A 13,691-nucleotide genomic window follows, 5' to 3' on the forward strand; every position below is an offset into this window, starting at 1 on the left:
TTTTTTTCAATGACCTGTATTTTATTGTGTTTTTTTCGATGGCATTCTTATTGCTAAATTAAGAGTGCGAGACCTTTGGATGACTGACCTTTAACATACAGAGAGATAAAGAATTTATCGAATAGGAAAGGTAGATCCTCTCCAAAGGTCTCATAAAATAGACACCCGGCAACCATGATCGTGCTTTAGGTTTGCGAATCGGCGGATGGTTTTTGGTTCCCTCCTTTCCATCCGCCGACCCCTGACAGAAAAGGGAGGGGGTTGGGGAACAGCCTCTCTTTTATCATAGAATTGGTGGATGAGCCGTCCGTCATCCACCAATTTTTTTTTGCCCGCATTCGGGCCTGGAAGCTATGAAGCTGTGAAGTTATGAAGTTTGGACAAGCCGAAGTGTTTGAATGATTGCAGGCTCATCCAAACTTCTCAACTTCAAAGCTTCTCTCTCTTTCAGAGTCTGCCTTCCGCCTTCAGCTTCTCCAGCGCCGCCTTCACCTGCGGCATCGCCTCCAGTGCCGCCTTTTCGCCTTCCAGGACCGCCTCGTGGCGCTTGGAGAAGTCCGCCGAGCCGATATGGCTCACCCGCGGCCGGATGACGATGTCGGCGCGGGCGAGCTGGTTCTGGGCGATCTTCGAGTGCATGATGACCACGGACTGCATGATCGTTTCAATGAGCGTCTTCGGCGGGGGGCTCTCGACGCCCACGGAGATGTCCACGGCGATGACCACGTCGGCGCCCATCCGCCGGGCGTAATCCACGGCGACGGGGCTCACGATCCCCCCGTCGACGTAGATCCTCGAGCCGATCCTGACGGGCTGGAAGACCCCGGGGATGGAGCAGCTGGCCCGCACGGCCGTGCCCGTGTTGCCCGAGGCGAACACGACCTCCTCGCCTGTCTGGATGTCCGCCGCCACGGCGTAGAACGGGATGCGGAGCTTTTCTATCGGCGTGTCCTTCAGCATGTGGTTGACGAAGGCCTCGAGCTTCTCTCCCTTGACGAACCCGTTGTCCGGGACGGTCAGGTCGATGATGTCCGCCTTCTCCACAGGGAACGAGAGGCTTTGAAGCTGGAAGGCGTTGAACCCGTAGGCATACATGCTTCCGACGAGGCTGCCGGCGCTCGTGCCGACGATGAGGTGAATCGGCACCCGGTTGGCCTCCAGGATCTTGAGCACGCCGATGTGTGCGAACCCCCTCGAGGCGCCCGCGCCCAGCACGAGGGCGACCTTTGCGGGCGGTTTTACCGGCGGCGGGGGCGCCTGCTTCCACATGCAGCCGGCGACGCTGCCCAGCAACAGAAGAATGATCCCGATTCGCAACACTCGAATCATCATTCACCCCCTCGGGTAGAGATCGGACCGGTCGAAGAACATGTCCCTCGGCGGGAGGGGGGCACGCACGACCCGCCCCTTGCCTTGGTGCGCTGCAAACGGTTTGCCAGTCACGTTCGGATGCAAGACAGCCGCCGGCCCAGGGTGCGCGGGCGGGCCGGCGCGTGCGGAAGGCGGCGAAGGCAAGGCAAACGCAGCTGATGGAAACGGGTCGGGGGCCCGCAGAAAAAAACCGGGCATTCTCCTCGAATGCCCGGTTTTTCTGACAGCCTGATGATGGGTGGAACTACTTCTTCGCCGGAGCTGCCGGGGCCGGAGCCGGGGCTGCCGGGGCCGGGGCCGGAGCTGCTGCCTTCTCGGGAGCCTTCTCAGGAGCAGGAGCCGGAGCGGGGGCCGGTGCCGGTGCAGGCGCGGGCGCGGGCTTCTTCTCCTCTTGCTTGGCGCACCCTACGAACGAGAAAGAAACGGCGAGCAAAAGGGCGAGTACCAGTGCGAATGCCTTCTTCATCAGTTGTTTCACCTCCTTTTTCCTTTTTACCCTTGCGGGCAGTTGTTCTCAAGGGTCGCTTTATACTTGATCGGGCGGGGCTTGTCAATAAAAAATATTGTGGGTTAAGCGTGCGAAATCACACGCTGAACCTGAAATAGACCATGTCCCCGTCGGCGATCTCGTACTCCTTTCCCTCGAAGTGCAGGAGCCCCTTTTCCTTGGCCGCCGCGATGGAACCGGCGCGTAAGAAGTCTTCGTAGTGCAGCACCTCGGCCCGGATGAAGCCCTTTTCCATGTCCGTGTGGATCTTGCCTGCGGCCTGGGGCGCACGGGTTCCCCTGCGGATCGTCCAGGCCCGCAGCTCGGGGCCCACGGTGGTGTAGAAGGTGATCAGGTCGAGCAGGGCATAGCCCTCGCGGATGATCTGCTGCAGGCCGGATTCCTTCAAACCGAGGTCCGCCAGGAACTCCTTGCGTTCCGCCGGGTCGAGCTTGGCGATTTCCATTTCGAGATCGCCGCAGATCACCGCCACGCGGGAACCTTCCTTCTGTGCCGCCTCGCGGACCTGCGCGATGTAAGTCCCGTCCTCCTTGAGAACCTTCTCGCTCACGTTGGCCACGTAGAGGACCTTCTTCGAGGTCAGCAGGTGCGCCTCGGCCAGGATCTCCCGTTCCTCCTCGTGTGCGGCGAGGTTGCGCGCGGGGATGCCCTTTTTGAGGGCGTCCTCGTAACGCCGGTAGACCTCCAGGGCCTTGCGTGCCGCCTTGTCACCCGCCTTGGCGGTCTTGTCCGTCTTGGCGATCCGCCTCGCGAGTGTGTCCAGGTCGGCCAGGATGAGCTCCATGTTGACGATCTCGATGTCGCGCACGGGGTCGATGGGGCCGTAGATGTGCGCGATATCGGGGTTGTCGAAGCAGCGCACGATGTGGACGATGGCGTCGACCTCGCGGATGTGTCCCAGGAACTGGTTCCCGAGCCCCTCGCCCTTGCTGGCACCCCGCACGAGCCCCGCGATGTCGATGAACTCCATCGTCGTGTGGGTCACCTTCGGGGGCTTGATGACGGAGGCGATGTGCTCGAGGCGCTCGTCTGGCACCTGGACGATCCCCGCGTTGGGGTCGATCGTGCAGAAGGGGTAGTTGGCGACCTCCGCCCCGGCGCAGGTCAGCGCGTTGAAGAGGGTCGATTTCCCGACGTTGGGAAGGCCGATGATGCCGCAGTTGAAGCCCATGCGATGCGCCCTGAGGGGTCGGTCTGAAGGCCGTTGCCGGCTGTTTTGGGGCACCCTGAAGGTATTGGGTTTGCCCCCGGCTGTCAAGGGAATTGTTCCCGAGGGGCGCCGGACAAAAAAGGGGCCGGCATTGCTGCCGGCCCCGGTGCATTCGAAATCGGTTACGTCGTTACTTCTCCAGCGGGATCCTCATGGCGTAGAAGGACCTGTAGACGAAGGTGATCGCGATCGCGAGGAACAGGAGCCCGACGGTGATGGCCGTCCCCCTCATGTCCGGGGCGATGGCGATTTCCATGGCCAGGATGCCGAACAGGGTGGTGAACTTGATGATCGGGTTCAGGGCCACCGAGGAGGTGTCCTTGAAGGGGTCGCCGACGGTGTCGCCGATGACGGCGGCCGCATGCAGGGGCGTTCCCTTCTCCTTGAGATCGACTTCGATGACCTTCTTCGCGTTGTCCCAGCAGCCGCCCGCGTTGGCCATGAACAGGGCCTGGTAGAGGCCGAACACGGCGATCGAGATCAGGTAGCTGATGAAGAACGAGGCGGACTCCGGACCCTTCACCGGGGCGGAGAGGAATGCGAAGGCCAGGGCGAAGAAGAAGATCGCGATGAAGATGTTGAACATGCCCTTCTGGGCGTACACCGTGCAGATCTTCACGACTTCCTTCGAGTTCTCCGTCGAGGCGCTGAGGCTGGCCGCGTCGTCGAGCTTGATGTTCTTCTTGATGTACTCCACGGCCCGGTAGGCGCCGGTCACGACGGCCTGGGTGGAGGCGCCGGTGAACCAGTAGATGACCGCGCCGCCGCAGAGCAGGCCGAGCAGGGTCCAGGGGTTGAGCAGGTTGAGAATCTGCTCGGGCTGGATGTTCAGCGCCTTCTTGAGCAGCAGGATCAGCGAGAAGATCATCGTCGTGGCGCCGACGACGGCCGTGCCGATGAGCACGGGCTTGGCGGTCGCCTTGAAGGTGTTGCCGCAGCTGTCGTTCTCCTCGAGGTAGTGCTTGGCCACGTCAAGCCTGGGCTTGAAGCCGTAGTCCTTCTGGATCTCCTGCTCCAGGTTGGGGATGGTCTCGATGAGGGAGAGCTCGTAGATCGACTGGGCGTTGTCCGTCACGGGGCCGTAGCTGTCCACGGCGATGGTCACGGGGCCCATGCCGAGCATGCCGAAGGCCACGAGACCGAAGGCGAACACGGCCGTGTATTCCATGAAGGCCGAAAGCCCCAGGGTGCTCGTGTAGTAGGCGATGAACATGAGGACGAACAGAGAGAAGCCGATCCAGAAGCCGGCGTAGTTGCCCGCGACGAACCCGGAGAGGATGTTCAGGGACGGGCCGCCCTCGCGGGACGCCGTGACGACCTCGGCCACGTGCCGGGAGTTGGAGCTCGTGAAGACCTTCACCAGCTCGGGGATCAGGGCCGCCGACAGGGTTCCGCAGCTGATGATGATCGAGAGCTTCCACCACAGCTCGTTCGGGTAGTGCCCCAGCTGCCACTTGCTGACGAGGAAGGTCACGATGATGGAGATGATCGAGGTGATCCAGACGAGCGACGTGAGGGCCGCCTCGAAGTTGACCTTCTCCTTGCCCCCCCAGAGGGAGTCGGTGAGCATCTTGTTGATGAAGTAGGCGCCGATGGAGGTGACGATCATGAGGATGCGCATGACGAAGATCCACACGAGCAGCTCCGCCTGGTACTGGGGCAGGCAGGCCAGCACGATGAAGCTGATGAGCGCGACACCCGTGACACCGTAGGTCTCGAACCCGTCGGCCGTGGGGCCCACGCTGTCGCCCGCGTTGTCGCCCGTGCAGTCGGCGATGACGCCGGGGTTGCGCGGGTCGTCTTCCTTGATCGTGAAGACGATCTTCATGAGGTCGGAGCCGATGTCGGCGATCTTCGTGAAGATACCGCCGCAGATACGGAGGGCCGAGGCGCCGAGCGACTCGCCGATGGCGAAGCCGATGAAGGCCGCGCCCGCCACTTCGCGGGGCATGAAGACGAGGATGATGAGCATCATGATGAGCTCGACGCAGACCAGCAGGACGCCGATGCTCATGCCGGCCGTCAGGGGGATGTCGAGCAGCTTCATGGGCTTGCCTTCGAGCGAGGCGAAGGCCATGCGGGCGTTGGCCAGCGTGTTCATCCGGATGCCGAACCACGCCACGCCGTAGGAGCCGAGGATGCCGATGACGGTCCAGGCCAGGATCAGCAGGACGTCCTTCATGCCCATGTGCTGCAGGAAGCCGAAGTAGTAGAAGATACACGCGCCGATGAAGACGAACAGGATGAACAGGAACTTGCCCTGCTGGATGAGGTAGGTGCTGCAGGTCTGGAAAATGATCTCCGCCACGTCGGTCATCGACTTGTGTGCCGGAAGCCCCTTGACCTTGGCGTACATGAAGTAGCCGTAACCCATTCCCAGGAAGCAAATCGCGAAGCCGATCATCAGCAGGTTGTTCTGCGCGGCCGTCAGCGGGGGAATGACCAGGTCTGCTTCGCTTGCGAACACGGGTGCCGCAAGGAGCAGAACGCACAGCGCCGGGAACGCAGCGCTGAGGACACGTTTGACTCTCTCGCTAATCATCTCTCCATCTCCTCCCAATGTTATTGGTGATCATGAACCGATGGGAACCAACCATTAAGGCCGCCGTGACATAGCAAATATTGACCCTTTTGTCAAAGATTTTATTGTCCGGGTGGGCCGTCGGGGGATTGCAGGGGCGCGGGGTGGGCGCCGGACCCGGCGGGCGGTGAGGCGCACGGGCCGATGACGGGAATCGTGCAATTATTCCGGTGGGTTGTCCGCTTCCGGCGCGGCTTTGCGCTCGCGCGTGTTGAAACGGTTCATGGCGGGCCGGACACCGGCGGCCAGGATCTCGAGGATGGCGTCGCAGGCCCTCCGGACGGTCTCGGCCAGGGCCTCCAGGTCCGCCTTCGGGAATGTCTGAAGGACGTAGTGCTCCGTGTCGCCCTTGAAGGGCGGCTTGCCGATCCCGAGCCGGACGCGGGTGAACGCCCCGTCGCCGAGGTGGTCCATGATGGATCGGACCCCCTTGTGCCCGCCGTCGCCCCCCCCGACCTTGATGCGGACGGTGCCGAAGGGCAGGTCGAGGTCGTCGTGGACGACGATGAGGTCCTCTGCGGTCTTCTGATAATAATCGATGATCTGCCGCACGGCCTGTCCGCTGAGGTTCATGAAGGTCTGGGGCTTGACGAGCAGGACGCGCTCGCCCCCGACCCGCCCGTCGCCGAGCAGGGCCTCGAATTTCTTCTTCTGCACCGCGATACCCGCGTCATCGGCGAGGGCATCGAGCACGAGGAAGCCCATGTTGTGGCGGGTCAGGCGGTATTGGTCGCCGGGGTTTCCCAGGCCGGCAATAATTTTCATTTGAGAAATACCGGAATCATGGAGTGATGGAGTAATGGAATAATGGAATCATCGGGAGAAAGAAAGAAAAAAATGCATTTTTCCTCACCCATCATTCCACCATTCCAACACTCCAGCGGCCATGAAAAAGGCCCCGCACCGCCTGTCGGCGAACGGGGCCTTCCATGCCCTGTGAGTGTAAGGTTGCCTCAGTCCTCTTCCTTCGCGCCCTTCTTGCCGACCAGTTCGGGTTCCTTGGGCGCTTCCTCGGCCCCCTCGGCAGGCGCCGCCGCCTCCTCGGTCACGGCGCCGCGCTTGGCGGCCACGGTGACGATGCTCACGCTGCCCGCGTCGAGGATCTCGATGCCGTCGGGCAGCTTGAGGTCGCCCACCCGGATCGTGCCGCCGATCGCCAGGTTCGTGACGTCGACGTCCACATGCCGGGGCATCAGGCCGGGCAGGCAGGAGAGCTTCACCTCCCGCTTGAACTGCTTGAGCTCGCCGCCCTTTTCCACCCCGATGGAGGTGCCCACGATGTGGATCGGCACGTCCCGCGTCAGCTTGCGGTCCATCCGGATCTCGTAGAAGTCGGCGTGGACGATCTTCCTCGTGACCGTGTTGGTCTGGAGTTCCTTGATGACGGAGACCCGCTCGGTCTTCTTCCCGCCCTCGTCGATCAGGAGCCTGATGAACCCTGACTCGCCCTTCTCGGCGCGGATGATCCGAATCAGGTCCGCCGCGCTCACCGTTAACAGCATCGACTCGGCCCCTGACCCGTATAGGACGGCAGGAACGAGCCCCTCGGCCCGCAGTCGCCTGGCAGGCCCCTTACCCGATTCCGTGCGAATCTTCGCTTGCAACTCCAACGCTTCCATGAAGACCTCCAATTCTATGGCTGATGGCAAACGGCTAATGGCGAAAGGCTTTGGAAAACGCACGCTCCAATTTTCCTTTGGCCCTTAGCCCTTTGCCTTGAGCCCCTCTTTTAAATGAACAGCGAGCTCACCGAGTCATTGTAGTAGATGCGCCGGACCGCCTCGCTCAGCAGGCCCGCCACGGGCAGCACGGTGATCTTCTTCTTGCACTGCCTGGCCCGCTCGTGCAGCGGGATCGTGTCCGTCACGATGACCTCCCTGAGGTTCGAGCCGTCGATCCGGTCGATGGCCGGGCCCGAAAGCACCGGGTGGCTGCAGCAGGCGACGACCTCCGTGGCCCCCTCGGCCTCCAGGGCGGCCGCGGCCTGGACCATGGTGCCCGCCGTGTCGATCATGTCGTCGAGGATGATGACCCGCTTGCCCTTGACGTTGCCGATGATGTTCATCACCTGCGACTCGTTGGGTCCCTCGCGCCGCTTGTCGATGATGGCCAGCGCCGCGTTGAGCCTGCGTGCGAAGGCGCGGGCACGCTCGACGCCCCCCGTGTCCGGTGAGACGATGACCAGGTTTTCCGCGAAATTCTTCTGGATGTATTTCAGGAGGATCGGCGTGGCGTAGAGGTTGTCCACGGGGATGTTGAAGAAGCCCTGGATCTGTCCGGCGTGGAGGTCCATGGACATGACCCGGTTGGCCCCGGCGGTCGTGATCAGGTCGGCCACGAGCTTCGCCGTGATGGGGGCGCGAGGGGCGACCTTGCGGTCCTGCCGGGCATAGCCGTAGTAGGGGATCACGGCCGTGATCCGGTCGGCCGAGGCTCGCTTCATCGCGTCGATGAGGACCAGCAGCTCCATGACGTGGTCGTTCACCGGCGGGCAGGTGGATTGGACGATGAAGACGTCCATCCCGCGCACGTTCTCGTTGATCTCCACGCGCGTCTCGCCGTCGCTGAAGGTGGCCACGTTGGCCTTGCCGAGGGAAATGCCGAGCTTGGCGCAGATGTCCTCCGCGAGCTTCCTGTTCGCATTCCCCGAAAAGATGCGCATTCTCTCGAGCATGTCCGTCACCCTGGTGTTGGATTCCGCCGCGGGTTGTAAAATGGCTGGGGCGGGAGGATTCGAACCTCCGAATGCGGGAGCCAAAGTCCCGTGGCTTGCCGCTTGCCGACGCCCCATCCTCGACCGATTGCCCTGCCGGTGCGGCGACAGGCGCGGGGCGGCCGCGGGTCAGATCGTTCGGGCCCTGAACGCCGCGTAGGGGTACGAGGCCGTCAGCGCGCCTTCCGCCCGGATCGCGTCGGATTCGTTGTCAAAAAGCCCGAAGACCGTGGGCCCGCTCCCCGACATGAGCGACCCGAGGGCACCGTGCTTCCGGAGAAACCCCTTGAGCTCGTCGAGCAGGGGATAGCGTGCCACGGTCACCCGTTCCAGGTCGTTGGTCAGGGCCGCGGCGAGTTCCCGCGCCCCTGAAAAGGTAGGAATGCTATACTGGATGGCCGTTTTTGTCAACGGCAAATTCAGGCTTTCGTAGACCCATTTCGTGGAAACCTCGAACCCCGGGTTGACGAGGACGAGCCACATCCCGGCGGGGATGACGGCGGGCTCGAGGATCTCGCCGATGCCGAAGGCCCAGGCCGCGCTGCCGTAGAGGAAGAAGGGGACGTCGGCGCCGATCCGGGCGCCGATCCGGATGAGCCTCTCCCGGCCGAAACCGAGCCCGAAGAGATCGTTGAGGATGACGAGGGTCGTGGCGGCGTTGGAGCTTCCGCCCCCGAGGCCCGCCGCCGTGGGAATGCGTTTCCGGAGGGTGATGGCCACCCCGCCCGTGAATCCCGCCTCGGCGAAGAGGGCCCGGGCCGCACGGACGACGAGGTTGCCCTCGCCCGTGGGGAGATCCGACCCCGGGCAGGCCAGCGCGATGCCCGAGGGCCGCGGGGTGAACTCCATCTCGTCGGCGAGGCTCACCTTCTGCATCAGCGAGGCGATGTCGTGGTAGCCGTCCTCCCGGCGCCGCAGTACTTTCAGGATGAGATTGACCTTGGCCGGCGAGGAGGCGGCGATCACTTGCCCGACTCCCGGACGTAGCGCATCCGCAGCTCGTAGAGCAGCGAGTCGAGAAGCCGTTCCTCGTCGTCGCTCAGGTTGCCCTTCGTCTTGTCCTTCAGGATGCCGAGGATGTCGATCGTCTGCTTGGCGGCCTCGAGGTTGCGCTCGGCCTTTTTCGTCACGGGGTCCGGGAAATCGCCGAAGTGGAGCATGGCCGACGTGCCGAGCGAAAAGACGAAGGCCGAGAAGGTCATGTCGGGCAACGGGGCCCCTTCCTGCGGCTGCCCCGTGGGCTTTGCCGACTGGGCCTGCGCGGACTCCGCGTCCGGCTTCGTTTCCTGCCGCCCCGGGGACGCCCCCTCGTCGGGCGCCTGCGGGCGGGCCTCGCCCGTGCCGTCGAACCGGCGCCGGTCCTTGATGATGAACCCCTTCTCCTGCTTCTCGTCGCCCATGGTCGCCTCCCCGCGGCCCGCCTACATCCGCGGCGTCATGCGGCGCAGCCGCGCGATCCGCTCCTCGATGGGCGGGTGCGTGCTGAAGAGGTTCGCGAACGACCGTCCCGTCAGGGGGTTCACGATGAACATGTGCGCCGTCGACGGGTTGGCGTTCATGGGGACGGCCTGGCTCGCCATCTGGAGCTTCTCCAGGGCGCTCGCCAGGGCCCAGGGCTTGCCGGACACCCGGGCGCCTCCGTCGTCGGCCATGTACTCCCGGGAGCGGGAGATGGCCATCTGGATGAGCATCGCCGCGATGGGCGCCAGGATCGCCATGAAGAGCATGCCGATCACGCCGCCGCCCCCCTCGTCGTCGTCGCCGCGGGCCCCGCCGAAGATCGCCGCCCACTGCGCCATGTTGGCCAGCATGGTGATGGCGCCGGCGATCGTGGCCGCGATCGACCCGATGAGGATGTCGCGGTTCTTGATGTGGGAGAGTTCGTGGCTGATGACGCCCTCGAGCTCCTCGCGGCTCAGGATCCGCAGGATGCCCTCGGTGACGGCCACGACGGCGTGCTTCTCGTTGCGCCCCGTGGCGAAGGCATTGGGCGTGTCCCCGGGGATGATGTAGACCCGCGGCATGGGCAGGCCCGCCTTCATGGCCAGGTCGTGGACCATCCGGTGGAGCTCCGGCGCCTGCTGGGGCGTGACCTCCTGCGCCTGGTACATGCGCAGGACGATCTTGTCGGAGAACCAGTAGCTGAAGAAGTTCATGCCCATGGCAAAGAGGAAGGCGATGAACATGCCGTTCTTGCCGCCGATGTAGCCGCCGATCAGGACCAGGAGTCCCGTCAGCGCGCCGAGCAGGACCGCAGTCTTGAGAGAATTCATGGTGTCGCTTCCTCCGTAAGAAATGTTGAAAAAGAAGTTGTGAAGTTGAGAAATTGAGAAGCTTGGACATGCCGAAAGTCAACCCACGACTCCTGCTTCTCCGAACGTCCTAACTTCCGATCTTCTGAACTTCCGTCTTTTCGCGGCGGATTATACCGGAAAGCGGGGTCGCGCACAAGGGCGCGACCCTGCCCCCTATGCCGCCTTTTTCTCGAACAGCACCTCGCCGTCGTCTCTCACGTCGACGACCACGTGATCGCCCGTCGCGATGGAGCCCTCGAGGATCTTCATGGCCAGGCCGTCCTGGACGATCTTCTGCAGGGCCCGCTTGAGCGGCCGGGCGCCGTAGACGGCGCTGTAGCCCGCCTTGGCGATGTGCTTCTTCGCCTTGTCCGTCAGCTCGATCGTGATCTTCCGGTCGGCGAGCATCTTCTGGAGCCGCCCGATCTGGATGTCGATCACCTTGTTGATGTCGCTGATCGTCAGCGACCGGAAGATGATGATGTCGTCGATGCGGTTGAGGAACTCGGGCCTGAAGGTCGCCCGCAGCGCCTCGTTGATCCGTATCCTCCGCTCGGCCTCGCTCATCGAGGCGTCGACGGCGAACTGGCTGCCGATGTTCGAGGTCATGATGACGACGGTGTTCTTGAAGTCCACCGTGCGGCCGTGGCCGTCGGTGAGCCGGCCGTCGTCGAGGATCTGCAGCAGGATGTTGAACACGTCCGGGTGCGCCTTCTCGATCTCGTCGAAGAGGATGACGGAGTAGGGCCGTCGGCGCACCGACTCAGTCAGGAAGCCGCCCTCCTCGTAGCCCACGTACCCCGGGGGCGCCCCGATGAGCCGGGCCACGGAGTGCTTCTCCATGTACTCCGACATGTCGATGCGGATCATGTTCTGCTCGTCGTCGAACATGAACTCGGCCAGGGCACGGGCCAGCTCGGTCTTGCCGACGCCCGTGGGCCCCATGAAGATGAAGGAGCCGATGGGCCGGTTGGGGTCCTGCAGCCCCGAGCGCGCGCGCCGCAGGGCGTTGGAGACGGCGTGGATGGGCTCCTCCTGGCCGATCACCCGCTGCTGCAGGCGCTCCTCCATGTGGATGAGCTTCGTCACCTCGGTTTCCATCATGCGTGCCACGGGGATGCCCGTCCAGCTGGCGACCACCTCGGCCACGTCCTCGGCCTCGACCTCTTCCTTGAGCATCTTCTCGCCGTTCTGGATGCCGGCGAGGGCCGCCTGCTCCTTTTCCAGCTCCTTGTTGAGCTCCACGAGGCGCCCGTAGCGGATCTCGGCGGCCTTGGCGAGGTCGCCCGCACGCTGGGCGTTGAGTTCCTCGTTCTTGAGCTCCTCGATCTTCGCCTTGAGGGACTGGATCCGCTTGATGACCTCGCGCTCGCTCGACCAGTGCTTCTTCTTCTCGTCGCGCTCGGCCGTGAGCCTGCCGATCTCGTCCTCGAGCTTCTTGAGGCGCTCCAGGGCCCCCGCGTCCGTCTCGTTCTTGAGCGACTGCCGCTCGATCTCGAGCTGCATGATCCGGCGCTCCAGCGTGTCGATCTCGGCGGGCAGGCTGTCGAGCTCGATCCGCAGGCGCGAGGCCGCCTCGTCGATGAGGTCGACGGCCTTGTCCGGCAGGAACCGGTCGCTGATGTAGCGGTCCGACAGCGTCGCCGCGGCCACGATGGCCGAGTCCTTGATCCGCACGCCGTGGTGCACCTCGTAGCGCTCCTTCAAGCCCCGCAGGATGGCGATCGTGTCCTCCACGGTGGGCTCCTTGATGAGCACGGGCTGGAAGCGGCGCTCCAGCGCGGGGTCCTTCTCGATGTTCTTGCGGTACTCGTTGAGGGTCGTGGCGCCGATGCAGCGCAGCTCGCCCCTGGCCAGGGCCGGCTTGAGCATGTTCGAGGCGTCGATGGCCCCCTCGGCGGCCCCCGCGCCCACGACGGTGTGGATCTCGTCGATGAAGAGGATGATCTGCCCCTCGGCGTCGGTCACCTCCTTCAGGACGGCCTTGAGCCGGTCCTCGAACTCGCCGCGGAACTTCGAGCCCGCCACGAGTGCGCCCATGTCCAGGGCGACGACGCGCTTGTCCTTGAGCGTCTCGGGCACGTCGCCGTTGACGATCCGCTGGGCGAGGCCCTCGACGATGGCCGTCTTGCCCACGCCGGGCTCGCCGATCAGGCAGGGGTTGTTCTTCGTGCGCCTCGAGAGGACCTGCATGATGCGGCGGATCTCCTCGTCGCGGCCGATGACCGGGTCGAAGGCCCCCTTCTTTGCCAACTCATTGAAATCCCTTGCATATCTCTCCAGGGCCTGGTACTTCTCCTCGGGGTTCTGGTCGGTGACCCTCTGGCTGCCCCGGATGTCCACGAGAACCCGGTAGATCGCGTCCCTCGTCACCCCGGCATTCCGCAGGGCTCTGCCGGCGGGGCCTTCCTTGTCCTCCGCCATGGCGATGAGGATGTGCTCGGCGCTGACGAATTCGTCCTTGAGGCGCTTGGCCTCCTCGAAGGCGCTCTCCAGGACCCTGCTGAGCCTCGGGGTCATGTAGGTCTGTGCCCCGCCCGATACCTTGGGCAGTGCGTTCAGGGCCCTCTCGAGCTCGCGCTGGATCGACCGGATGTCGACCCCGAGCTTCTTCAGGGCTGCCGTGACGATCCCCTCGGGCTGGCGCATCAGGGCGGCAAGCAGGTGCTCCACGTCCACGGCCTGGTGGCTGAACTGGCCGGCGAGGCCCTGGGCCTCCTGGAGGGCTTCCTGGACTTTTGCGGTGAATTTATCGAATCTCATCGTTTTCCTCAAAAAATATCATAAAATTTCGTTATGTTATGCCGATACGAATGGTCAGTGCGGCAGGGTTCGGCATTGCCTCCCCCGCCTGCTCCACGGTAACATAATGACCCCTCGGGGGGATGTCAAGAAAGGGCATGCAATCAACGGGTTATCTGCTCCCCGGGGTCCTTTGGCCCTGTACGATTTTTGCTAACAAGGTCTTGACAAGAGCCGAACGCTGTCTATATTCTCAGTGGCTTAGATTGTCC

11 protein-coding genes and 1 tRNA gene are annotated in these 13,691 nt (G+C 63.5%); all 12 read right to left on the reverse strand.

Annotated elements, in window-relative coordinates:
* Positions 1-447: 447 nt before the first annotated feature.
* Positions 448-1,329 carry a patatin-like phospholipase family protein gene (locus HPY67_08715; GenBank protein ID NPV04800.1) on the reverse strand — a complete coding sequence of 294 codons (882 nt, stop codon included), beginning with the start codon at positions 1,327-1,329 and terminating at the stop codon, positions 448-450.
* Between the two features lie 286 nt (positions 1,330-1,615).
* Complete coding sequence (locus tag HPY67_08720) at positions 1,616-1,837, reverse strand: hypothetical protein (protein NPV04801.1); 222 nt, start codon at positions 1,835-1,837, stop codon at positions 1,616-1,618.
* A gap of 118 nt (positions 1,838-1,955) precedes the next feature.
* A complete protein-coding gene (ychF, locus tag HPY67_08725; GenBank protein NPV04802.1) occupies positions 1,956-3,050 on the reverse strand; it encodes a redox-regulated ATPase YchF in 1,095 nt (364 codons plus the stop codon).
* A 169-nt stretch (positions 3,051-3,219) separates the two neighbouring features.
* A complete protein-coding gene (locus tag HPY67_08730) occupies positions 3,220-5,631 on the reverse strand; it encodes a sodium-translocating pyrophosphatase (GenBank protein ID NPV04803.1) in 2,412 nt (803 codons plus the stop codon).
* Positions 5,632-5,832: 201 nt separating this feature from the next.
* Positions 5,833-6,435 (reverse strand): aminoacyl-tRNA hydrolase, encoded by a 603-nt coding sequence (locus HPY67_08735; GenBank protein NPV04804.1) that lies wholly within the window; start codon positions 6,433-6,435, stop codon positions 5,833-5,835.
* Between the two features lie 188 nt (positions 6,436-6,623).
* A complete protein-coding gene (locus tag HPY67_08740) occupies positions 6,624-7,289 on the reverse strand; it encodes a 50S ribosomal protein L25 (protein NPV04805.1) in 666 nt (221 codons plus the stop codon).
* Positions 7,290-7,399: 110 nt separating this feature from the next.
* On the reverse strand, positions 7,400-8,344 hold the full coding sequence (locus tag HPY67_08745) for a ribose-phosphate pyrophosphokinase (protein ID NPV04806.1): 945 nt from the start codon (positions 8,342-8,344) through the stop codon (positions 7,400-7,402).
* Between the two features lie 41 nt (positions 8,345-8,385).
* A tRNA-Gln gene (locus HPY67_08750) sits at positions 8,386-8,460 on the reverse strand.
* A gap of 52 nt (positions 8,461-8,512) precedes the next feature.
* Positions 8,513-9,349 (reverse strand): 4-(cytidine 5'-diphospho)-2-C-methyl-D-erythritol kinase, encoded by an 837-nt coding sequence (gene ispE / locus HPY67_08755; GenBank protein NPV04807.1) that lies wholly within the window; start codon positions 9,347-9,349, stop codon positions 8,513-8,515.
* Positions 9,346-9,585, reverse strand: coding sequence for a DUF1844 domain-containing protein (locus tag HPY67_08760; GenBank protein NPV04808.1), 240 nt, complete (start codon positions 9,583-9,585; stop codon positions 9,346-9,348). The genes ispE and HPY67_08760 overlap by 4 nt, the downstream gene beginning before the upstream one ends.
* 219 nt (positions 9,586-9,804) lie before the next feature.
* Positions 9,805-10,656 (reverse strand): zinc metalloprotease HtpX, encoded by an 852-nt coding sequence (gene htpX / locus HPY67_08765; protein ID NPV04809.1) that lies wholly within the window; start codon positions 10,654-10,656, stop codon positions 9,805-9,807.
* Between the two features lie 195 nt (positions 10,657-10,851).
* Positions 10,852-13,440, reverse strand: a complete 2,589-nt coding sequence (gene clpB / locus HPY67_08770) for an ATP-dependent chaperone ClpB (protein NPV04810.1) — start codon at positions 13,438-13,440, stop codon at positions 10,852-10,854.
* Positions 13,441-13,691: the final 251 nt, after the last annotated feature.

Source organism: Syntrophaceae bacterium (assembly GCA_013177795.1).
In the GTDB taxonomy this organism is placed as follows: domain Bacteria; phylum Desulfobacterota; class Syntrophia; order Syntrophales; family UBA2192; genus UBA2192.